Origin of the sequence: Streptomyces bambusae (genome assembly GCF_019400985.1) — a bacterium.
Lineage (GTDB): Bacteria > Actinomycetota > Actinomycetes > Streptomycetales > Streptomycetaceae > Streptomyces > Streptomyces bambusae_A.
Genome location: NZ_WTFF01000125.1, coordinates 1 through 20121 on the forward strand (window position 1 = coordinate 1; position 20121 = coordinate 20121).

General features: G+C 72.0%; 18 protein-coding genes and 4 pseudogenes. 8 read left to right on the plus strand and 14 right to left on the minus strand.

The genetic code is table 11. The features are described from left to right. The 7 genes and pseudogenes from GPJ59_RS18505 to GPJ59_RS37565 form a co-directional block, all read right to left on the minus strand. On the minus strand, positions 1-707 hold a 707-nt coding region (locus GPJ59_RS18505), incomplete at its 3' end, for a hypothetical protein (protein WP_219668304.1). Positions 708-733: 26 nt separating this feature from the next. Next, a complete protein-coding gene (locus tag GPJ59_RS18510; RefSeq protein WP_219668305.1) occupies positions 734-1825 on the minus strand; it encodes a hypothetical protein in 1092 nt (363 codons plus the stop codon). Between the two features lie 107 nt (positions 1826-1932). Next, entirely contained in the window at positions 1933-3033 is a 1101-nt protein-coding gene (locus tag GPJ59_RS18515; RefSeq protein ID WP_219668306.1) for a hypothetical protein, read from the minus strand. Beyond that, positions 3030-3806, minus strand: a complete 777-nt coding sequence (locus GPJ59_RS18520; protein ID WP_258024584.1) for a cupin domain-containing protein — start codon at positions 3804-3806, stop codon at positions 3030-3032. Before GPJ59_RS18520 ends, GPJ59_RS18515 begins: the two co-directional genes overlap by 4 nt. 656 nt (positions 3807-4462) lie before the next feature. Further along, positions 4463-4942 (minus strand): SMI1/KNR4 family protein, encoded by a 480-nt coding sequence (locus tag GPJ59_RS18525; RefSeq protein WP_258024585.1) that lies wholly within the window; start codon positions 4940-4942, stop codon positions 4463-4465. A 256-nt stretch (positions 4943-5198) separates the two neighbouring features. Beyond that, a pseudogene (locus GPJ59_RS18530) lies at positions 5199-5384 on the minus strand (CorA family divalent cation transporter); the annotation flags it as partial. Between the two features lie 328 nt (positions 5385-5712). After that, positions 5713-5838, minus strand: a complete 126-nt coding sequence (locus tag GPJ59_RS37565; RefSeq protein ID WP_258024586.1) for a hypothetical protein — start codon at positions 5836-5838, stop codon at positions 5713-5715. A 546-nt stretch (positions 5839-6384) separates the two neighbouring features. Between GPJ59_RS37565 and GPJ59_RS18535 the strand changes: the two genes are divergently transcribed. The 4 genes from GPJ59_RS18535 (at position 6385) to GPJ59_RS18550 (ending at position 10652) form a co-directional block, all read left to right on the plus strand. Further along, the gene (locus GPJ59_RS18535; protein ID WP_219668321.1) at positions 6385-7140 is read left to right on the plus strand and encodes a (5-formylfuran-3-yl)methyl phosphate synthase; all 756 of its coding nucleotides are present in this window, start codon (positions 6385-6387) and stop codon (positions 7138-7140) included. A gap of 8 nt (positions 7141-7148) precedes the next feature. Continuing rightward, entirely contained in the window at positions 7149-8552 is a 1404-nt protein-coding gene (locus GPJ59_RS18540; RefSeq protein WP_219668307.1) for an aldehyde dehydrogenase family protein, read from the plus strand. Between the two features lie 2 nt (positions 8553-8554). Further along, positions 8555-9661: an NAD(P)-dependent alcohol dehydrogenase gene (locus GPJ59_RS18545; protein WP_219668308.1), complete on the plus strand. Its 1107-nt coding sequence runs from the start codon at positions 8555-8557 to the stop codon at positions 9659-9661. A gap of 85 nt (positions 9662-9746) precedes the next feature. Further along, positions 9747-10652 carry a class I SAM-dependent methyltransferase gene (locus GPJ59_RS18550; protein ID WP_219668309.1) on the plus strand — a complete coding sequence of 302 codons (906 nt, stop codon included), beginning with the start codon at positions 9747-9749 and terminating at the stop codon, positions 10650-10652. 225 nt (positions 10653-10877) lie between these two features. On the opposite strand, the gene GPJ59_RS18555 is transcribed toward GPJ59_RS18550, so the two are convergent. From GPJ59_RS18555 to GPJ59_RS18565, 3 genes and pseudogenes are all read right to left on the minus strand, one after another. Continuing rightward, the gene (locus GPJ59_RS18555) at positions 10878-11411 is read right to left on the minus strand and encodes an EF-hand domain-containing protein (RefSeq protein WP_219668310.1); all 534 of its coding nucleotides are present in this window, start codon (positions 11409-11411) and stop codon (positions 10878-10880) included. A gap of 272 nt (positions 11412-11683) precedes the next feature. Continuing rightward, positions 11684-12319: pseudogene (locus GPJ59_RS18560) on the minus strand (bifunctional metallophosphatase/5'-nucleotidase); the annotation flags it as partial. Continuing rightward, positions 12316-12483 (minus strand): annotated as a pseudogene (locus GPJ59_RS18565) (UDP-N-acetylglucosamine 1-carboxyvinyltransferase); the annotation flags it as partial. The pseudogenes GPJ59_RS18560 and GPJ59_RS18565, both read right to left, overlap by 4 nt. A 7-nt stretch (positions 12484-12490) precedes the next feature. Between GPJ59_RS18565 and GPJ59_RS37570 the strand changes: the two are divergent. Then, positions 12491-13045: pseudogene (locus tag GPJ59_RS37570) on the plus strand (helix-turn-helix domain-containing protein); the annotation flags it as partial. Beyond that, positions 13042-13596: a flavoprotein gene (locus GPJ59_RS18570; protein WP_219668312.1), complete on the plus strand. Its 555-nt coding sequence runs from the start codon at positions 13042-13044 to the stop codon at positions 13594-13596. The pseudogene GPJ59_RS37570 and the gene GPJ59_RS18570, both read left to right, overlap by 4 nt. Before the next feature lie 41 nt (positions 13597-13637). Here the strand turns inward: GPJ59_RS18570 and GPJ59_RS18575 are convergent, their stop codons facing one another. Next, on the minus strand, positions 13638-14309 hold the full coding sequence (locus GPJ59_RS18575) for a hypothetical protein (protein WP_219668313.1): 672 nt from the start codon (positions 14307-14309) through the stop codon (positions 13638-13640). Positions 14310-14517: 208 nt separating this feature from the next. Beyond that, positions 14518-15678 (minus strand): magnesium and cobalt transport protein CorA, encoded by a 1161-nt coding sequence (locus GPJ59_RS18580; RefSeq protein WP_219668314.1) that lies wholly within the window; start codon positions 15676-15678, stop codon positions 14518-14520. Between the two features lie 212 nt (positions 15679-15890). Between GPJ59_RS18580 and GPJ59_RS18585 the strand changes: the two genes are divergently transcribed. Both GPJ59_RS18585 and GPJ59_RS18590 read left to right on the plus strand, forming a co-directional pair. Then, on the plus strand, positions 15891-17060 hold the full coding sequence (locus tag GPJ59_RS18585) for a winged helix DNA-binding domain-containing protein (protein ID WP_219668315.1): 1170 nt from the start codon (positions 15891-15893) through the stop codon (positions 17058-17060). 110 nt (positions 17061-17170) lie between these two features. Continuing rightward, positions 17171-18898, plus strand: a complete 1728-nt coding sequence (locus GPJ59_RS18590; RefSeq protein WP_219668316.1) for an AMP-binding protein — start codon at positions 17171-17173, stop codon at positions 18896-18898. A 119-nt stretch (positions 18899-19017) separates the two neighbouring features. Here the strand turns inward: GPJ59_RS18590 and GPJ59_RS18595 are convergent, their stop codons facing one another. Then, the gene (locus GPJ59_RS18595; protein ID WP_219668317.1) at positions 19018-19509 is read right to left on the minus strand and encodes a glutathione peroxidase; all 492 of its coding nucleotides are present in this window, start codon (positions 19507-19509) and stop codon (positions 19018-19020) included. Positions 19510-19626: 117 nt separating this feature from the next. After that, on the minus strand, positions 19627-20121 hold a 495-nt coding region (locus GPJ59_RS18600; protein ID WP_258024587.1), incomplete at its 5' end, for a hypothetical protein.

Below are 20121 nucleotides of genomic sequence, written 5' to 3' on the forward strand. Positions count from 1 at the left end.
AGCCAGGCCACCTCCCGCGGCAGCAGCCCGGACGGCCATGCGGCGACGGCCTGCGCTGACGGGGCCGGGCCGCGCCCGGACGGCAGGCCGAGCGCTGCCGCATGGCGGGGTACGAGCCCCAGCGAGCTGACCCGGACCCGGGCGGCGGCCCCGCCCGTCGCCGCCCGCACCCGGGCCGGGAGCAACACGCCCGCCGGACTCGCGTCGTGCAGGACGTACACGGTCGCGTCGGGCGTCCGTTCCATGGCGGCGAGCAGGCGCGGGTCGAGGGGCAGGGCGTCGGGTGCCGCGAGGACCGGGCAGGCGGCCTCCAGGTGGACGTGGTTGGCGAGCAGCATGGCCGCGATGTCACGGTCCTGGCAGAGCAGCACGCAGGGCACGCCGTAGTCGTACAGGTCCGGCTCCGATGAGCCTTCCCGTTCCTCCCGTTCCTCCCGTACGGTCACCGGCCGCGGGGCGGACGCCGGCGCCGGCGGCAGGAGGCCGGGGACGCTCTCGCGGCCCCGCGCGTCCAGGGCGCGGGTGAAGGCGGACAGCCGCAGCGGAACGGCCGGCGACAGGACGCGGCGGGTCTCGTAGTAGAGCTGCCGTTCCGTGAAGCGGAGTCCGCCGGGCTCGGCGGCCCGGGCGGCGGCCACCGTCAGGGCGCGGTCGAGCAGCAGCCCGCCGAGGCCCGGGCGGACGACGGGGGAGCGGGGCGGATCCATCGGGCGCGGACCCTGCGGGGGCGGACTCATCGCGTGCGGGGGCCTTTCGTGCTGCGTGCGGGTGCCGTGGCTGAGTCGGAGGCGGGGGCCTGGGCCGGGTCCAGGTCCGGGCCCAGGTCCGGGTCCGGCCAGGTCAGGAAGCCCTGGGCGCGGGCCCGGGTGGCGGGCCGGGGTGAGGGCGCCGCCCGGGTGGCCCGGCGTACCGCCTGTTCGACGGCGGACGCCAGTACCGCCGGCGGCACGGCGGCGATCGGGCTGAGGAAGCCGTCGGCCAGCCAGTCGGCCTCCGCCGCGCTCAGGCCGGCGACCGCCCGCAGCTGACCGGCGTCGAGGTCCGGCAGGGGCGCGGAGGCGCGGAGGTGGACGGCGCCCCGCCGGTCCATGACCGCCCCCGGGCGCAGCCCGCCGTCGATCACGACCCGGTCCGGGTACGCGGCCCGGACCAGCGGCGCCAGCAGGACCCCCTGCGCGCTCGCGTCGTGCAGCACGACCACCGGGAGCTCGGCCGGGACGCCGGCGAGCGCGTCGAGGGCGGCGCCGGTGGTGGCGTACGCGGGCTCCACCAGCCATGACCGCAGGCGCACCGGGAGCTCGTTGGCCACCAGGAACACCGTGACCGCGCGGTCGGTGCACAGGATCACGGCCTCGGGACCGGGCACCCGCGGCCCCGTACGGTCCTCCCCGCTCTCGCGGAGGTCGTCGGTGATCCCCTGGGGCAGCTGTCCGTACGCGGTCGTCCAGGCGCCGCTCATCACGTGGCGGAAGCCGGCCTGGTCCGGGGTGACGTACGAGCCCGCCGGCCGCGCAGGGGAGTACCGCATGCGCGTGGCGGTGATCAGGACGGTCGCGGCCGCCACGAGAAGGGCCGCGGCCGGGAGGAATCCCTCGGTCAGCGCCACGCATCCGGAGAGGGCCGCCGCCAGGGGTACGGCCACCAGCCAACGGACGAGGGGCGGGACGCCGCGTGCCGGGACGGGGCCCCACACGCCGCTGCCGGTGCGGCAGAGGTACCAGAGCTGGGTGAGGGTGACGGTGAGGCCACTGCCCCGGGTCCCGGCGGTGAGGCCGCCGCCCCGGGTGGCGCGCTCCGCGATGCGCCGGACGCGCGTGTCGTGCATGCCCCGGCCGTGCAGCCTCGGGTCGAAGGCGAACGGCCGGTGGCAGCGCGAGCAGACCCGTCCGGCCCGCTCCTTCTGGTTGACTTCGAGGGAACAGCGGGGGCACTTCACCGCGCACCACCACCGGCGGCCGCCGCCGAGCCGTCCGCCGTGCCCGTTCCCGGCCAGGTCATGAAGCCCACCGCGGCCGCGCGCCGGCGCTCGGAGTCGGTTTTGCGGCCGGCCTCCTCGGCGAACCGGGTGACGACGTCGAGCAGCTTGCTCGGCGGCACGGCGACCAGCGGGAACCGCCAGCCCTTGGCCAGCCGGTCGAGCTCCTCCGGGGTCACCGTGCCGAGCTCGCGCAGCCGGCGCATCTCCTCGGCGCCCGGCTTGCGCGCCGGGTCCCGGTACGGCACGCCGCCGGGCAGGGGCCGTAGCGTACGCAGCGGCAGCCCGGCGTCGACCACGCGGCGGCCGGGCAGTTCGTCGCGCAGCCGGTGGACGAGCAGTTCGCCCTCCGCGTCGGCGTCGTGGAGGACCAGCACCGGCAGGCCCGCCGGCAGTTTCCGCAGGTCCCGGGGGTCGCGCACGAGGGGGATGCCGTGACGGAAGGGCACTGCGTTGGCGGCGAGGAAGGTGGCGACGGACCGGTCGGAGCAGAGCAGTACGGCGGTACGCCCCGTGGCGGGAGCGGATGCGGGGGCGGATGCGAGGGCTTGGGCGGTGGCGCGCCAGGGATCGCCGGTGTCGTCGACCACCCCGGGCGGCAGCCCGCCGTACACCCGCTGCCACTCGCCGAGCGCGTCCTTGCGGAACAGCTCGTGGGTGACGGGCGGGATGCCCTTGCCGATCCCTGCCCACCGGGCGGCGAGGATGCCGCCCACGGCGACCAGCAGGAACCCGGACACGTAGAGCAGCGGGACCAGCTCGGCGACGATCCCGAGGAAGCCGACGAAGAGGCCGACGCCGCAGGTGACACCGAGGCTGCCGGACCCGAACTCGGCCTCCGTGATCCGTTTGCGCGACAGCGCGTACCACAACTGGCCCGTGCTGACGCTGATCCGGCCCTCGTCCGTGATCCGGTGGACCACCCTGCGGATGCGCAGGTCGTTCAGGGCCAGGGGGTTGGTCTTGGGATCGAGGGCATAGCGGCGGTGGCAGTGGGAACAGGTGTTCCCGGTACGTTCCTTGCGGAGCAGGTTCTTCTCGCAGTGCGGGCAGATCACCGGCGGACCTCCAGGGCGGCGGCCGCCCGCCGCAGCCGCGCGGCCAGCCGCTCCCGCAGCGTGGTGCCGGCTATGCCGCGGACCCGCTGGGCGTGCTCGATGTCGCGCAGGGCGGCGGCGAGGGCCTGGTAGTCGGTGGTGGTGACGGCGGTCAGGGCAGCACCGCTCCCGGCACCGGTCCCGGCACCGCTCCCGGCGCCGCGCGACGCATCGGCTCGGGCCGTGCCGGCCCGGCGTTCGGCCTCGCCGGCGGTGATGGCGTAGTCCTCGTGGTCGATGCCGTAGCCGGTGTTGGCCGCGAGGATGGTCAGCGGATCGGTGCCCCGGTTGGCGAAGGAGTGGGGCATCATCTCCGGGATGCGGATGAGCATGCCCGGGGTGAGCGGGACGTCGGCGACCCGGTCCCGGTCGGCGTCGTAGAGCCCGCACGCCGCGTGGCCGAGGCTGAGGACGAAGTGCTCGCCGCCGTGCGCGTGCGGGGTGAAGGCGCTGCGCGGGCCGACGACCCCGAGCTTGACGGTGGCGTTGGAGGGCCGGTCGGGCGAGGTCGCGGCGTCGCCGACCAGGTAGTGGGCGAACTGCCCGTCGTCGATGAACCGCAGGAACTCCCGCTCGGGCCCGAGCTCCCGGACCCCCTCGCGGTCGGCCAGCACGATCCCGCCGTCCGGCCTCAGCCGGTACAGCTCCACCCCACCGGGCAGCGACTGCCAGACCCGGTCGACCACATCCTCGGCGGCCTCCTCGGGCACACCACTGCTCCACCCCGCTGCCATCGCGCCTCCCCCTGAGCCGTCGTGTGTCGCGGCGCGCGCGCATCGCAGGGGCATCGTACGGTCCTGATCGCCGCCGACGGGAGGGGTTTGAGCGTCCGTCGGGCGAGCTCCCGGTGAACTCGGGGTGGCGCGTCGCCCTCATGGTCCCCGGCCCACGCGTCAGGGAGCGGCGGTTGCCAGGACGAACCGCATTGGGCACCATCCACGTCATGACATCACGAAAGGGCAGCCGGCCCTCCGGTCGTTGACCGGCTCACTGTGGGCGCCCAGCGGCGATGCCGCCGGCGCGATTCCCACCCTTCTCGACCATGCCCGAACCCTCCGCGGCTGCTACGGCCCCGGTCCCTGGCCCGCGTTCGGTGACCCGCTCCCCGATGCCCGCCCGGACGGCACCCGCCCCGTCTTCGTAGGCGGCGGTGAGGACACCCTGGACGTACGAGAGGTACCCCGATCGACGACGCTGCTCCCCCTCCCACCGGCGCCGAACTCACCCACCACCTCCTCACCACCTGCTCGCCGATCGAGGTCGCCGACGAGCTCAGCGCCGAGGTCCGCCGCCGCGGTCTGCCGTCCGACGGCCTGCGCCGACTGGCCCGGCAGCTGGCCGAGCACGGTACCCACCGGGCCCCGGTCAAGCCAGTGGTGGGGGTACTGGGTCAGCGGCAGAGCGCCATGATGGTGTCGTCGAAGTCCGGGAACTCCTGGGTTGCCCGCTCGATCACGGCGGCGGCCGATCGACGTTGGTGCGGTGCGAATCCTTCGGCGACGGCTGTCAACTCCTGATGGGGGCGCGCCTTCCAGTCGGGCTCGTACGAGGTGGCGGCTTCCCAGGGGCCGAAGCCGTCGGCCAGCAGCCACAGGAAGTCGCCCAGGTCGCGCGCGACAACACCGGTCTCCCCCTCGGACCCGAGGAAGACCACGGGCTGCTCGGCCAGCGGCCGGCGCGGGCGGATCAGCCAGAACGCCGCGTACCCGCCCGAGCCGTCCTGCCCGAACACGCGGAAGTCGCTGCCGTCCAGTTCGCTGTTCCCGGTCCACGCCTGGAACCAGTCGGTGGTCTCGGCTGCGGGCAGGAAGGCCGGGAAGGGCTCGAAGTCAATCCCGTTCCCGTCTGCGTAGTCGAATCGAACGGCCATCGCAGTGGCGAGTGCGGCGGGGAACTGTCGGTCATCAGCAGGCATCACAAGGACAGGCTAGCCATGGGGTCGGACATCGATGGTCCACGGCCAACACGCATGGCCAGGGGCCAACTGTCGGCCCGTAGTCGTCCGGGAAGACAGGACACGCCTGGTCGCGGCGAACGGAGGTACAGCAGATGCTGTGCCACCCGATTTCGTTGCCCTCTGCAGGCACGCGGCTGAAGGCGGTCGATCAAGGTTGTGGGGTGAGTTGCTACAGCCAGTCGCGCTTCTTGAAGATCACGTACAGGCTTACGCACACCACTGCCATCAGGAGGATCGCGAAGGGGCAGCCGCCGGCCCACTTCAGCTCGGGCATGTCCTCGAAGTTCATGCCGCAGATGGTGCCGACCAGGGTGGGGGCGAAGAGGATGGCCGCCCAGGCGGAAATCTTCTTGAAGTCGTCACCCTCACACCGCTGACCTGCGGAAATTGCCTACTTGGGCGGTCTGACCTGCAGCGATCGACCTTTCCGAGTCTTTCACCCTGCTCCCCGTATATGCAGCCGATTCCCCCCAGCCGCCCCCAACGAGGCCTCATTCCCCCCAGATTCCCCCCAGCGGAGGTCCACGGGGGTGTGGATCGCCAGCCAGAAGCAGTGCCGCGATCGGCTGGAGCCGGCGCAGCTTGCCGCGCTCGTCGAGCTGGGCGTGGACGGGGCCCGGTAGAAGTGTCTACCGGGGCTCGGCGTTGCAGCCCTACACCACCCAGCTCGTGCCGGTGGTGTCCTAGAGGTAGACGATCTCGATCGTGGAGGACCCGTCGAGCAGGAGGTCGTCGTTGAAGGGGAGGCCCCGGTCAGTGAGCTTGGTGACCTTGACGGAGGAGACCTTGTCGTCGAGGCCGGCGCCCACGTGGGGGGTGTCGGCGGTGAAGTCCTTGCTGACGCCGCCGAAGTCCGCGTCGGTGTAGAGGGTGACCTGGTAGCCGGGCGCGACCTGGAGCGCGCTGACGGTGTCGTTGCCGACACCACCCTCAAGGAAGCCGATGTTGTACGCGCCCTCGGTCAGACCACATCGGAACCGGCGAAATCGCGGTCCGCGTACAGCCGGGCAGCCCCGCTGGTGAGTGACATGAAATCTCCAAAACGGTCGCTATCCGTGGCATCGGCCCCACGCACCCTGGCGCCAAGCCATGTCGATCCTGACGGACACAGGCCGGCAGCGCAGGGCATTTGGCGACCTTCTCCCCTGGAAAAATAGGGCGAAATGTTGCCAGTGGGGTCCGGTTCGCCCCGGTATGCATGGCGCACTACTCGTGACACTTGCGCCCCATGGGAACTCTGCGCGCCCTACCGGTGCCCACGGGTGCCGGGAATGATGAGTGCACCGCACATGAACCAGGTGATCCGCATCCCCATGCCCCTCGGCCAGGTGGACATGCGGCGGAAGGAGCTCATCATGTTGCTTCTCATCTCCCCGGACAGCGTCGAGGAAGCCCTCGATTGTGTGAAGGCGGCGGAGCACCTCGACATCGTCGACGTGAAGAAGCCCGACGAGGGCTCGCTCGGAGCTAACTTCCCCTGGGTCATCAGGGAGATCCGCCACGCGGTGCCGGCGGACAAGCCAGTGTCCGCCACCGTGGGTGACGTCCCGTACAAGCCTGGCACGGTGGCGCAGGCCGCGCTCGGTGCGGTCGTCTCCGGCGCCACGTACATCAAGGTCGGCCTCTACGGATGCACGACGCCCGATCAGGGCATCGAGGTCATGCGCGCGGTCGTCCGGGCGGTGAAGGACCACCGCCCCGACGCGCTCGTCGTCGCCTCCGGCTACGCCGACGCCTACCGCATCGGCTGCGTCAACCCGCTCGCCCTGCCCGACATCGCCGCCCGCTCCGGTGCCGACGCGGCCATGCTCGACACCGCTATTAAGGACGGGACGCGGCTGTTCGACCACGTTCCACCGGAGGTCTGTGCCGAGTTCGTACGGCTGGCCCACGCCTCCGGTCTGCTCGCTGCCCTCGCGGGCAGTATCACTCAGGCCGACCTCGGTCCGCTGACCCGCATGGGCACGGACATCGTGGGCGTGCGGGGAGCGGTCTGCGAAGGCGGCGACCGCAACACCGGGCGGATCCAGCCGCATCTCGTGGCGGCCTTCCGGGCGGAGATGGACCGGCACGCCCGGGAGCACGCAGTCGGCGTCCCCGCCGTGAACTGACCGCCGGCATGCAGACGCCTGAGGCCCGCAGTGTCCCCGGACGCCGGGCCGTATCTTTCTCCGTCGTCGACCCGGCCACCGGGGAGACCTTCGACGAGGCCTCCGACCAGCAACCGGGCGAGTTGGACGACGTGATCGTCCGAGCCCAGCGAGCCTGGCACGGCTGGCGCGCGGACCCCGCCGCCCGCACCGCCGCGTTGCGCGCCGCGGCCGACGCCGTGGAGACGGCCGGCGACGACCTTGCCCGGCTGCTCACCCGGGAACAGGGCAAGCCCCTGGCCGAGTCGTGCGCGGAGGTCGCCCGTACTGCGGCCCGCCTGCGCTACTTCGCGGACTTGGCCCCCCGGACCCGCCGGATCGACGACGGCCGGCCCGTGCACAGCGAGATCCGCTGGCGTCCCCTGGGGCCCGTCGCCGCGATCGTGCCGTGGAACTTTCCCCTCCAGCTCGCGGCGGCGAAGTTCGCGCCCGCGCTCGCGGCGGGCAACACCATGGTCCTCAAACCGTCGCCGTTCACTCCGCTCGCCACCCGGCTGCTCGGGTCCGTCCTCGCCGCCGTCCTGCCCGAGGACGTACTGACCGTCGTCACGGGCCGCGAGCCCCTCGGTGCCCGCCTCGCGTCCCACCCGGGCATCCGCCACGTCACCTTCACCGGTTCGGTGCCCACCGGGCGGGCCGTCGCCGCAGCGGCGGCAGGCTCGCTCGCCCGGGTCACCCTGGAGCTGGGCGGCAACGACGCCGCCGTCCTGCTGGACGACGTCGACGTGGACCGGATCGCGGACCGGCTGTTCTGGGCGGCGTTCCGCAACTGCGGGCAGGTCTGTATGGCGGTCAAACGCGTCTACGTCCCGGCCCGGCTCCACGCCGAGGTCGTCGAAGCCCTCGCCCAGCGCGCGAAGGCGGTCGCTGTCGGGCCCGGACTCGACCCCGAAACCCGGCTGGGACCGGTCAACAACGCCCCACAGCTGGCCCGGGTCGAACAGATCACGGAGCAGGCTCTGGCTGACGGCGCCCGGGTGGCGTCCGGCGGCCACCGGCTGGACGGGCCGGGATACTTCTTCGCCCCCACGATCCTCACCGACGTCCCGCCCGGCAGTCCGGTAGTGACCGAGGAACAGTTCGGACCGGTGCTGCCGGTGCTTCCGTACAGGAGCCTCGACGAAGCCGTCGACGCGGCCAACGGCACCGGCTTCGGGCTGGGCGGATCCGTTTGGGGCACCGATCTCGACCGGGCCGAGGCCGTGGCCGACCGGCTCGAATGCGGCACGGCCTGGATCAACCACCATGCCGAACTGTCCCTCGCCCAGCCCTTCGCAGGCGTCAAGGACAGCGGGGTCGGCGTCGCGGGCGGACCGTGGGGGCTCTACGGAAACCTCCGGCCGTTCGTCGTCCACCGCCCGCAGGAGGGGTGACGATGAGGTTCCAGGCGGCCGTACTGCGCTCGCACGAGGACCCGTTCACGGTCGAGGAGGTGACCCTGCGGACGGAACCCGACGAGGGCGAGATCCTGGTCGAGATCGCGGGCGCAGGGATGTGCCGGACCGATCTCGCGGTCCGGCGATCCGCCGGCCGCAGCCCGCTCCCGGCCGTCCTGGGCCACGAGGGCGCCGGGGTCGTGGTGCGGACGGGCAGCGGCCCTGACGCCGCGATCAACGTGGGTGACCACGTCGTGCTGAGCTTCGACTCTTGCGGGCACTGCCACAACTGCCTCGGCGCGGCCCCCGCCTACTGCGACTCCTTCGCTTCCCTCAACCTTTTCGGAGGACGCGAGGAGGCAGTGCCGCGGCTCACCGACGCGACCGGGAAAGCGTTGGCCCCCCGTTGGTTCGGCCAGTCCTCGTTCGCCGAATACGCGCTCGTCCCGGCCCGCAACGCCGTCCGGATCGACCCGGCGCTGCCACTCGAACTGCTCGGGCCCCTCGGCTGCGGCTTCCTCACCGGCGCCGGAGCCGTGCTGAACACCTTCGGCGCAGGCCCCGGCGACACCCTGACGGTCCTCGGCGCCGGAGCCGTGGGCCTGGCCGCGGTGATGGCCGCCACCGCCGCCGGCGTCCTGACCGTGGCCGTCGACCGGCATCCCCAACGACTGGCCCTGGCCGAACGGTTCGGTGCGATCCCACTGCCCGCCGCAACGGCTGGACTGCCCGAACGGATCCGACGGCTGACCGACGGCGGCGCGCAGTACGCCCTGGACACCACGGCCTCGGCCCCGCTCATCAACAACGCGCTCCAGGCGCTGCGCCCTACCGGCAGCCTCGGCCTGGTGGCTCGCCTCCACACCGCGCTGCCGCTCGAACCGGGCACCCTCGACCGAGGCCGCAGCATCCGCCACATCTGCGAAGGGGACGCCGTACCCGGACTGCTGATACCCCGGCTGACTGGGTTGTGGCAGGCCGGCCGCTTCCCCTTCGACCAGCTGATCCGCACCTACCCGCTGGCCGACATCAACGAGGCCGAACGCGACTGCGACGCGGGCCGCGTGGTCAAACCCGTCCTGCTCCCGGAGCGAACAAGCCGATGAGCGGGGCGCACGGAACCGCGGACCCACCCATCCGACAAGCAGACACCCCACACCCTGCACCCCCACTCCCGCCAACGGAGGAAACATGCCCGGCACGGCCCCGCAGCAGACAGATACGGAAGGCGTGGACGGAGGTGTGGGCCTGACCGCCCTCCTGGTCGCCGCGGCACGGGCGATCGAGACCCACCGCCACGACAGCCTGGCCCAGGACGTCTACGCGGAACACTTCGTGCGCGCCGCCCGGGCATGCACCGACTGGCCGGTACGCATCGAGCAGGTCCCTGACGGGGACGATAACCCGCTGTGGGGGCGCTTCGCCCGCTACTTCGGCCTGCGGACCAGGGTCCTCGACGACTTCCTCCTACAGGCGGTCGGTACGTCCGTCCGCCAAGTGGTCCTGCTGGGCGCGGGGTTGGACACGCGTGCCTTCCGGCTGGACTGGCCGTCCGACTTGGTGGTCTTCGAGATCGACAGGGCGGGCGTGCTGGCCTTCAAGCAGCAGGTGCTCACCGGCCTGTCGGCTGCCCCGAGGGTGAAGCGCGTCCCCGTACCGGTCGACCTGCGCGCGGACTGGGTCACCGCGCTGACCACTGCCGGCTTCGACCCGGCCGCGCCGAGCGTCTGGCTGGCCGAGGGACTGCTCTTCTACCTGCCGGGCCCCGCCGAGACGTACCTCATCGACACGGTGGACAGGCTGACGACCGCGGGCAGCGCTCTGGCCTTCGAGGCCAAGCTGGAGAAGGACCTGCTGGCGTACCGCGACAGCCCGGTCTACACGGCGACGCGAGAACAGATCGGCATCGACCTGCTCCACCTCTTCGACACGGGACCACGACCCGACTCCGCGGGCGCCCTCACGGCCAGGGGCTGGTCCACTTCGATGCACACGCCCTTCGATTTCACCCGCCGACACGGAAGCGGCCCCCTCCCTGAGCCGAACGATGCGCTGGAGGGAAACCGGTGGGTGTTCGCGCACAAGCCCCGGCCATGACGTCGGCAGCACTCACGGCGACGTCCCTCGGCATCCCGTACCTGGCCCGGGGCTTCGCCGCTGTCGGGAACGACTGCCCGACAGCACAGGAGTTGAGGGCGGGGCCCTGCCGCAGGCCCCGCCCTCAGGTTGTGTCGTAGCGGTTGCCGGCCCGCGCCCGGGATGGCGAGCGTCGTTCCATGATGAACGAGCGCCCCGTCCTGGGACAGCCGCTGACCGGCCTTGTCAGAGGGCCCGGACAGCCACCAGCTGGTCGCCCGGGATCCCGGCCATGTCCGGTGCGTAGTAGTCCTTGATGCCTGCGGCCCACGTCGCCACGGTGATGCGGTCCTTGGCGTCCGGCCCGAAGGCGTCGAAGAGCGCGTGGATGTTCGCCTTCTCGAAGCCGATCGCCGTCATCAGCGATTCGAAAAGCGGGCGCTCGATCAGGCCGTCCTTGTCGGGGTCGCCGAGTGCGGCGAGCGCCTCGGCGAACTCGGTGATCGTGGGACCGAAGCGCTTGGGGTCGAGCACGAACGGACGGAACTCCTCGACGCTGATCACACCGTCGCCGTTGGCGTCCAGTTCCGTGGCCAGCGTCGTCCAGTAGCGGCGGAACGCGGCCCGGATCGCGGCCTTGGCGCCGTCGTCCGATGCGACCGCCGCCTCCAGAACACGGCCCGTCATGAGGTCGAAGTCGTTGGAGTCGATGACTCCGTTGCCATTGGCGTCGAAGAGGGAGAAGACCAGTTCGACTCGCTTGGCGGCCTCGGTTCGCATGTGTGTCACCTGTCTGCTGCGGCCCGTCGATCCTGGGCCTGGCTCAATGAGTGCTCCTACGTAACCGTCCTGGGGGAGAAGCGTGACGGTGAGACGGTTCCGTTACCGGAAGGAGTGAATCCGCCGTCAATCAGTTCGGGCGGGTCGGGCAGGACACGCGCGATCCGGGCGAGGCTCCAGCCGGCGATTCTCCGGCTCGACAGGCAGACCGCAGGGTCGGAACGGCGGCTTCCTGTCCATACGCGGCTGTCGCCACCCTGTGCGCCGACCCGTTCGCGGCCCTTCAGGACGAGGGTGCTGCCGATGCGTGTGGGGCCCGTGTGATCGCTGTGGCAGCGGTCCGCGGAGATCACGTCCAGGAATGGGCAGGCTTCGGCGAGCCCGAGGTCCTCCTCGAAGCCGGAGTGGCTGAGGAGCACCCAGGAGTCGACCTCGTGGTGGTGCGCCAGCATCAGCTCGCGCAGGGCCTTCACCGGCTCGACGGCTCGTTGCCCCGGCCGTTGGGTGACCGGGATCGAGTCGAACGCCTGGAGCCCGATCACCCCCCGTGAGGCCGTAGGCCGGCCCGCGACCTCCACGATGCGCAGGCGCCGGAAGAGCGGAGTGCCGGTCGAGCCGTCGACTGCGTTCGCGCATACGGTCCGCTGGTGGAGGGCGGGCTCGAAGTAGTGGGCCCAGCCGTGGTTTCCGGGGGCGATGACGTCGTACAGGCCGAGCAGGACGTCCCGTTCGAGAGCGCCCTTGCCGAGCCGGTAGTAGCCGGTGCCCTCGAAGAAGTCGCCGCAGTCCACGAGCAGGCTGTCAGACCGTGCCTCGTGGAGGTGGCCGAGGAAGGAGGCGCCGGCGCCGAGGGCGGAGTGCACGTCCGTGGTGGCGAGGACCTGCCGGACCGAACGGTCCGCGGTCACGGGGCGACCTCGCAGCTGTCGGCGCCGAGCTGGATCAGCTTGCCGGGCAGGTCGGCGTGGCCCCGGCGCAGCTGGGCGACTCCGCCGAGGGTGGTGATTCCGCGGGCGCTCAGGGCGGCCACCATGAGGGCGGAGCCGGTGCGGATGTGTGTGGCTTCGAACCGGCACCCCGGACAAGTCGTCACGCTGATCCGGCACACCGCTTCCCATCTCACCGGCTCGTACGACCGTCGCTCCCCGCACCACCTCGCCGTCCTCGGGCTGCTCCTGCTGCGCGGAGCCACGGCCGCGAGCCGCGCGGACGACCGTGCCGCCACCGGGGGAGTTCCTCGCCGAAGCGGAGGAGGTGGCCCGGTACGTCGCCCTCGACCGGCCGGACGCCTGGGCCAACGTCAGTCCGACGAACGTCACCCTTCACCGGATCAGCGCGGCGGTCTCCTTCGGCGACGCGGGCATAGCCCTCGACGCGGCCCGCCCGCTCATGCACCGCCACATCCCGGTCCCTGAGCGACGTGCCGCACTCTGGATCGAGGCCGCCCGCGCCTACGCCCAGCAGGGCTGCCTGGCCGACGGCTACCAGGCCCTGCGGATCGCCGAGATCTGCGCCGCCCAGGACGTACGCCGTCCCGCCTCCGCGAGCTGGTCGCAGACATGGCCGCGCGGGACCGTCGACGTACGCTGCCGGAGCTCCACCACTTCAGCCGCCGACTGGGAGTACCCGCGTGACCGAGCCGCAGTCCAAGCCCTTCCTGTACGCCGTCGTGTGCGCCGCCGGGATCGCCGGCGACGTCGGCAGACTGATCACCGCAGCGCAGGAGCGGGGCTGGGAGGTCGGGGTGATCGCCACGCCGCAGGGTGTCGAGTTCCTCGACACCCTGGCGATCGAGGAGCAGACCGGGTACCCGGTCAGGTCCGCCTGGCGCTCGCCCGGCGAGGCGCGGTCCTACCCGCGGGCCGATGCCATCGCGGTCGCGCCGGCCACGTTCAACACGGTCAACAAATGGGCCGCGGGCTTCGCCGACAACCTGGCCCTCGGCATCCTCTGCGAAGCCCCCGGCATGCGTGTCCCCACGGTCCTGCTGCCCTACGTGAACACCGCGCTCGCCGCCCACCGGGCCTACCGGCGCAGCATCGACGAGCTCCGGGAGATGGGCGTGCTGATCGGCAGCTACGAGCCCCACCGTCCGAAGTCCGGCGGCGGGGCCGACCGCTTCCCCTGGGAGGAAGCGATCGATCTCCTTGCCCCGCGGCTGACAGCAGAGGTCGAAGCACGGTGAGTCCGCCGGTGTTGCGGTGAGCGGCGGACGGCGGTGGGTGGCTACTTCCTTCCCGGAGTCCACTTCATGCCGAGCCGGTAGGCCCGGGAGATCACGTCCTGGACGCCGGGCCCGTCCTGCGGGGTGAACCAGCGCACCTCGCGCCCGATCACGAGCTCGCCCTTCTGCCGCTTGATCAGGGCGATGGCGCAGGCGTGCGCCTGGGGCGGGCATTCGTCGAGGTCGACCTGGAACCGGTCGCCACGGTCGGAGGTGAGGGTCACCACCGCGTCGAGGCCGCGGAAGTCGCCGGAACCGTCGTAGATGTAGACGAAGAGCAGGAGCTTCTGGAACTCGGCCTGGTGGTCCAGGTTGATGACGAGGTTCTCTCCGGTCGCACGGGCCCCGGTCCGGTCGTCCGAGTCCAGGGCGACATAGGGGAACCGGTTCACGGCACCGAACGCGTTCCCCAGGGCCTGGACCACGGTCTTGGTGCCGTCGGTGCACCGGATCATGCAGCCCAGGTCGAGATCCACGTTCTTGGCCGTGGCCGACCGCAACGACGCCCGTATCCGCCCGAACAGGCCACGGGGCTCGCGGGCCGATTGCCCGGCCGCAGCCTGCGGTGATGTCCAGTTCAGGTTGACCTTGATCAGCCCTGAGGTCACCCCGTGCTTGTCAAGTGAGACCGTGGGCGACGCCTTGGTCAGGCTCACCGTGGCGGGCTGGGTCATGTGGCACCTTCCGAGGAGTTCCGCGCGCGTACGAGAGCCGAGGCCGAGGCCTGGCAGAGCACTTACAGCGGTGGTTCCGGCTACTTGAACAGGGAAGCCCCTCTGCTGGAACAGGGCGCCGTTTCCCCCGATCCGAGACCGATTCGTCACATCTGGACGGGCGGCCTGCCCGTTGCTGCGACGTCGGTCGATGGACCAGCTCCCCTGCCTACAGCCAGTCGCGCTTCTTGAAGACGACGTACAGGCTGACGCACACCACTGCCATCAGGAGGATCGCGAAGGGGTAGCCGCCGGCCCACTTCAGCTCGGGCATGTCCTCGAAGTTCATGCCGTAGATGGTGCCGACCAGGGTGGGGGCGAAGAGGATGGCGGCCCAGGCGGAGATCTTCTTGATTTCCTCGTTCTGTTCGAAGCCGGCTTCGGCCAGGGCGCGCATTTCTGCGTTCTGTTGTTGGGAGACCAGGGTGGCGTTGACCGTGAGGATTTCGGTCAGGGCCTGGCGGAAGGCGTCCACGCGTTCGCTGGTGTGGGTCACGTGGTCCGCCACGTCGCGCAGGTAGCGCTGGAGTTCCTCGTCCGTGCCGTACTTCGCGAAGCCCGCCATCAGGCCGTGGAGCATGCCGACCAGGGGGCGGGTGGCGCGTTGGAACTCGACCATTTCGCGGGAGAGTTCGTAGATGCGGCGGGACACCTCCGGGTCGCCGCGGAAGACCTCGGTCTCGATCTCGTCCACGTCGTTCTGGACTCCCTCGACGACGGGGGCGTAGCCGTCGACCACCGCGTCGAGGATCGCGTACAGGACCGCTTCCGGGCCCAGGGAGAGGAGTTCGGGCGCGTCCTCCATGCGGCGGCGGACCGCCGAGAGGTCGGGGGCGGCGCCGTGCCGGACGGTGATGAGGAAGTCCGGGCCGACGAAGACGTGCAGCTCGCCGAAGTCGACCTCCTCGGGGGCGTCGAGGTAGCGGGCGGCGCGCAGGACCACGAAGAGGGTGTCGCCGTAGCGCTCCAGCTTGGGCCGCTGGTGGGCCTCCAGGGCGTCCTCGATGGCGAGCGGGTGCAGGTTGAACTCGGCTTCGAGGGAGTGGAGTTCGTCCTCGGTCGGGCGGTGCAGGCCGATCCAGGCCATGCCGTCCGGTTCTTCGCGCAGCAGGCGGAAGGTCTCGGCGAGGGTGGCCGGGGTGGCGACCCGGTGGCCGTCGCGGTAGACGGCGGAGTCGACGACGCTGCGGTGCCCTTCGGCCGGGTGCGGCGTTGGAGCCGCCTTGGGTGCGGTGGGCTTCGCGGGCGGGGGAGTGGAGGAGGAGGGGGAGCGGCGCCAGCCCGCACGCTTCTCCGGCGGAGGGGTGCGGTGGTTGCGGCGCTCCGTCATCGAGGTCAGCTCCCCGTCATGGGTGGGTCGGGTGGTCGGTTCTGGGGTCCGGCTGTGGGATGTGGCGTTCGGCGGTGGTGGGTGGGCTGTGGGGTGTGGGGTCCGGGGCCGGGGTGTGCTGGGGGGAATGTGGTGTTCAGGAGTATATGGGTGGGGGTGCGTGGTGGGGATTGCGGACAGTAGGTGTCCGCGAGCGGGGCTAGCGTGGGGGTATGGCCTCCACGACGAACGCCGTGCTCGGCGCCCGCGCTCTGAACCGTGCCACGCTCGCCCGCCAGCTGCTGCTCAGCCGCGCCGAACTGTCCGCCCGCGACGCGGTGTCGCACCTGGTCGGACTCCAGGCGCAGAACGTCAAGCCGCCCTACTTCCAGCTCCACGCCCGGCTCGCCGGCTTCCGCCCCGCCGAGCTGGCCGGTCTCATGGAGTCCCGCGAGGTGGTGCGGATGGTGACCATGCGCTCCACCATCCACACCCATACGGCCGAGGACGCCCTGGCCCTGCGGGGGCTGGTGCAGCCCGCGCGGGACCGGGAGGTGAACTACTTCCGCAAGGGCCTGGCCGGGGTGGACCTCGTACGGCTGGCGGGGCTGGCCCGCGAGCTCGTGGAAGAGGCGCCGCGCACCATGGCCGAGCTGCGCGAGGCGCTCGCGGTGCACTGGCCCGACGCCGACCCGCAGTCCCTCGGGGTCGCCGCGCGCTGCCGGCTGCCGCTGGTCCAGGTCACCCCGCGCGGGGTGTGGGGGCGTAGCGGCCAGGTACGGCTCACCACGCTGGAGCACTGGCTCGGGCAGGGCGGCGGGGGCGGGCCCGTCGGCGTCGGCGGGCAGGGGACGGACGCCGGCGCGTACGTGGACGAGGTCGTGCTCCGTTATCTGGCGGCCTTCGGCCCCGCCTCGGTCCAGGACATGCAGACATGGGCCGGGCTGACCCGGCTCAAGGCGGCCTTCGAGCGGCTGCGGCCTGCTCTGGTGACGTTCCGCGACGAGAAGGGGGTCGAGCTCTTCGACCTCCCGGACGCGCCCCGGCCGGACGAGGACACGCCGGCCCCGCCGCGCTTCCTGCCGGAGTTCGACAACCTGCTCCTGTCCCACGCCGACCGCACCCGCGTAGTGCCGGCCGACCTCAAGGGCCGCACCTGGAAGGGGAACCAGGCGTACCGCGTGCTCCTCGTCGACGGGTTCCTGGGCGGGCTCTGGAAACTCACCGAGGGGGAGGCGGAGGGCAAGGGTGGGGGCGGGGCTGCTCGGTTGACCGTCGACCTGTTCGAGGGGGTGGGGGAGCGGCGGAAGGAGGAGATCGTGGCGGAGGGCGAGTTGTTGGCGGGCGGGCCGATGACCGAAGCGGAGCGGGTGGTCGTGGAGTTCGGGGCCGTTGCCGTGTGACACCCACCGACGCTGTCCCTTCGCGTCGTTCGCCGTCCGGCCGGCCCTCCCCGCCGCCCCGGCCGGTGGGTCACTGGTGGTGGCCGGCCGGACGGGGCACGATTCCTGCCATGACCGCGAACACGTACAAGAACCCGGACGCCACCGCCCAGTTCCTTGCCGCACGCGACTTCCTCCTCGACCGGCGCGGCGACTACGACGGCGCCCACGCCGGCTTCACCTGGCCCTGCCCCGACCGCTTCAACTGGGCCCTCGACTGGTTCGACCACATCGCCGCCGGCAACGACACCGACGCGCTGCGCATCGTCGAGGAGGACGGGACGAGCCGCGCGGTCTCCTTCGCGCAGATGTCGGCCACCTCGGACGCCGCCGCCAACTGGCTGCGCGCGCAGGGTGTCGCCGCCGGCGACCGGATCATGGTCATGCTCGGCAACCAGCGTGAGCTGTGGGAGGTCATGCTGGCGGCGATGAAGCTGCGGGCCATCGTCATCCCCGCCACACCGCTGCTGGGTACGCACGATCTGCGCGACCGCGTCGAGCGCGGCCAGGTCCGGCACGTCATCGTCCGCGCCGAGGACACCGGCAAGTTCGACGACGTGCCCGGCGGCTACACCCGGATCGCCGCGGGCGCGGGGGAGGACGTCCCCGCCGGATGGCTGCGGCTCTCGGACCTGTACGACGGCCAGGGCGATACGGGCACCCCGGCCGGCGGCGCCGCGTTCGTGCCGGACGGCATCACCCTGGCCACCGATCCGCTGATGCTCTACTTCACCTCCGGCACGACCGACCGGCCCAAGCTCGTCGAGCACACCCATGCCTCGTACCCCGTCGGACACCTGTCCACGATGTACTGGCTCGGTCTGCGCCCCGGCGACGTGCACCTGAACATCTCGTCGCCCGGCTGGGCCAAGCACGCCTGGTCGAACCTCTTCGCGCCCTGGAACGCCGGTGCCACCGTCTTCATCCACAACTACACCCGCTTCGACGCCGGGCGTCTGATGGCCGAGATGGACCGCGGCGGCGTGACCTCCTTCTGCGCGCCGCCCACCGTGTGGCGCATGCTCATCCAGTCGGACCTGACAGCCCTGCGCACCCCGCCCCGGGAAGCGGTGGCGGCCGGTGAGCCGCTGAATCCGGAGGTCATCGAACAGGTCCGGCAGGCGTGGGGCGTGACCATCCGCGACGGCTTCGGGCAGACGGAGACCACCCTCCAGGTGGGCAACTTCCCCGGGGTCCCGGTCAAGCCCGGCTCCATGGGCCGCCCGGCGCCCGGGTACCGGATCGTGCTCGTCGACCCGGTGACCGGCAAGGAGGACCCGGACGAGGGCGAGCTGTGCGTGGACCTGGCCCCGCGTCCCGCGGGCGTGATGACCGGATACCGCGACGATCCCGCGCGCACCGGCGAGGCGATGGCCGGCGGGGTCTACCGCACCGGGGACATCGCCGCGCGGGACGCCGACGGGTACCTCACCTACGTCGGCCGCGCCGACGACGTCTTCAAGGCCTCCGACTACAAGATCTCGCCGTTCGAGCTGGAGAGCGCGCTGCTGGAGCACGAGGCGGTCGCCGAGGCCGCGGTCGTCCCGGCCCCGGACCCGCTGCGGCTCGCCGTGCCCAAGGCGTACGTCGCCCTGGCCGCCGGCTGGGAGGCGGGGCCGGAGACGGCGAAGGCGCTGTTCGAGCACTCCCGGGCGGTGCTCTCGCCGTACAAGCGGATCCGGCGGATCGAGTTCGCCGAGCTCCCGAAGACCGTCTCCGGCAAGATCCGCCGGGTGCAGCTCCGCGAGCTCACCGCTCAGGGGGCCGGGCAGGAGTACGACGAGGCGGACCTGCGCTGAGGCAGGCAGTCGGCCCATGGCCGTACGGGCCGCCCGCCCTTACCCGGCGGGCGCCCGTGGCCCGTACGCGCGTACGCACGTACGGGCCGACGCGCGGACCGGGCCACGCGCGGACCGGGTCAGGCCGTCGGCAGCTGGGCCTCGATCGCCGCGATGACCTCGGGGGCCTCCGGCTCGGTGCGCGGGCGGAAGCGGGCCACGACCTCGCCCGCGGGGGAGATCAGGAACTTCTCGAAGTTCCACTGGATGTCCCCGGCCTCACCGTCGGCGTCCGGGGTCTTGACCAGCTCCTGGTAGAGCGGGTGCCGGTTCTCGCCGTTGACCTCGGACTTCTCGAGCATCGGGAAGGTGACGCCGAAACCGGTGGCGCAGAAGGTCTGGATGTCCTCCGCCGTGCCCGGCTCCTGGCCGCCGAACTGGTTGCACGGCACACCGATCACCGTGAAGCCCTTCTCCGCGTACGCGAACTGCAGGCGGGCTAGCCCCGAGTACTGCGGGGTGAGCCCGCACTGCGAAGCGGTGTTCACGAGCAGGATCGCCTTGCCCTTGAAGGCGGCGAGGCTGGTGGGCTCGTCGGACAGGGTGGTCAGCGGGATGTCGTACAGGCTCACGGGGACGTCACTCCTCGGCAGGTGGCAGGTGGCAGGTGGCAGGTGGCAGGCGGCAGGTGCAGCAGGTGGGCAAGTGTAGGCGCGCCGGTACGCCGGCTGCGGAACCCTCCCAGCAGCCTAGGCCCCTCCTCCCGCCAGCCGTTCCGCCGGGTCGTTGACCGGCTGAGGCATGCCCGTGAGGTCCATGACGAACAGCGGTATCCCCAGCTCGTCCGCCCGTGTCCGGGCGGCCTCCGTGTAGCCCGCCAGTGCGAAGTACACACAGGCGGCGGGTGTCGGCGCCGTGAGTCCGTTCAGCCAGACGCACTCCACCGCCCGCAGCCCGGCCGGCGCCGTGGTCGGGTCCACCTGTGCCACGAGGCCGGGTGCCCGCAGGTCCACGGCCGCCGAGGGCACCGGGCGCGCGTCGGGCTGGCGTACGTCGCGGAAGCCGAGCCAGCGCAGGTACAGCGCCGCCGCGGCCACGGCGTCCCGGGCGGTGCGGATGGTCACCGGGCGGAATGCGGGGCGGGGCGGCGGTGCGGCCGCACCCTCGGCCTCGCTCCCGGACCTGGCCCTTGTGCCGCTGCCGCTGCCGCTGCCGGGCGTGGAGCCGAGCGTGGAGCCGCCTGC

Coding starts and splice junctions, on each gene's coding strand:
- GPJ59_RS18580 (WP_219668314.1), bottom strand. CDS start 15,678: ATGACGGAGCGCCGCAACCACCGCACCCCTCCGCCGGAGAAGCGTGCG.
- GPJ59_RS18520 (WP_258024584.1), bottom strand. CDS start 3,806: ATGGCAGCGGGGTGGAGCAGTGGTGTGCCCGAGGAGGCCGCCGAGGAT.
- GPJ59_RS18550 (WP_219668309.1), top strand. CDS start 9,747: ATGCCCGGCACGGCCCCGCAGCAGACAGATACGGAAGGCGTGGACGGA.
- GPJ59_RS18575 (WP_219668313.1), bottom strand. CDS start 14,309: ATGACCCAGCCCGCCACGGTGAGCCTGACCAAGGCGTCGCCCACGGTC.
- GPJ59_RS18535 (WP_219668321.1), top strand. CDS start 6,385: ATGTTGCTTCTCATCTCCCCGGACAGCGTCGAGGAAGCCCTCGATTGT.
- GPJ59_RS18555 (WP_219668310.1), bottom strand. CDS start 11,411: ATGCGAACCGAGGCCGCCAAGCGAGTCGAACTGGTCTTCTCCCTCTTC.
- GPJ59_RS18545 (WP_219668308.1), top strand. CDS start 8,555: ATGAGGTTCCAGGCGGCCGTACTGCGCTCGCACGAGGACCCGTTCACG.
- GPJ59_RS18540 (WP_219668307.1), top strand. CDS start 7,149: ATGCAGACGCCTGAGGCCCGCAGTGTCCCCGGACGCCGGGCCGTATCT.
- GPJ59_RS18585 (WP_219668315.1), top strand. CDS start 15,891: ATGGCCTCCACGACGAACGCCGTGCTCGGCGCCCGCGCTCTGAACCGT.
- GPJ59_RS18590 (WP_219668316.1), top strand. CDS start 17,171: ATGACCGCGAACACGTACAAGAACCCGGACGCCACCGCCCAGTTCCTT.
- GPJ59_RS18525 (WP_258024585.1), bottom strand. CDS start 4,942: ATGGCCGTTCGATTCGACTACGCAGACGGGAACGGGATTGACTTCGAG.
- GPJ59_RS18510 (WP_219668305.1), bottom strand. CDS start 1,825: ATGCACGACACGCGCGTCCGGCGCATCGCGGAGCGCGCCACCCGGGGC.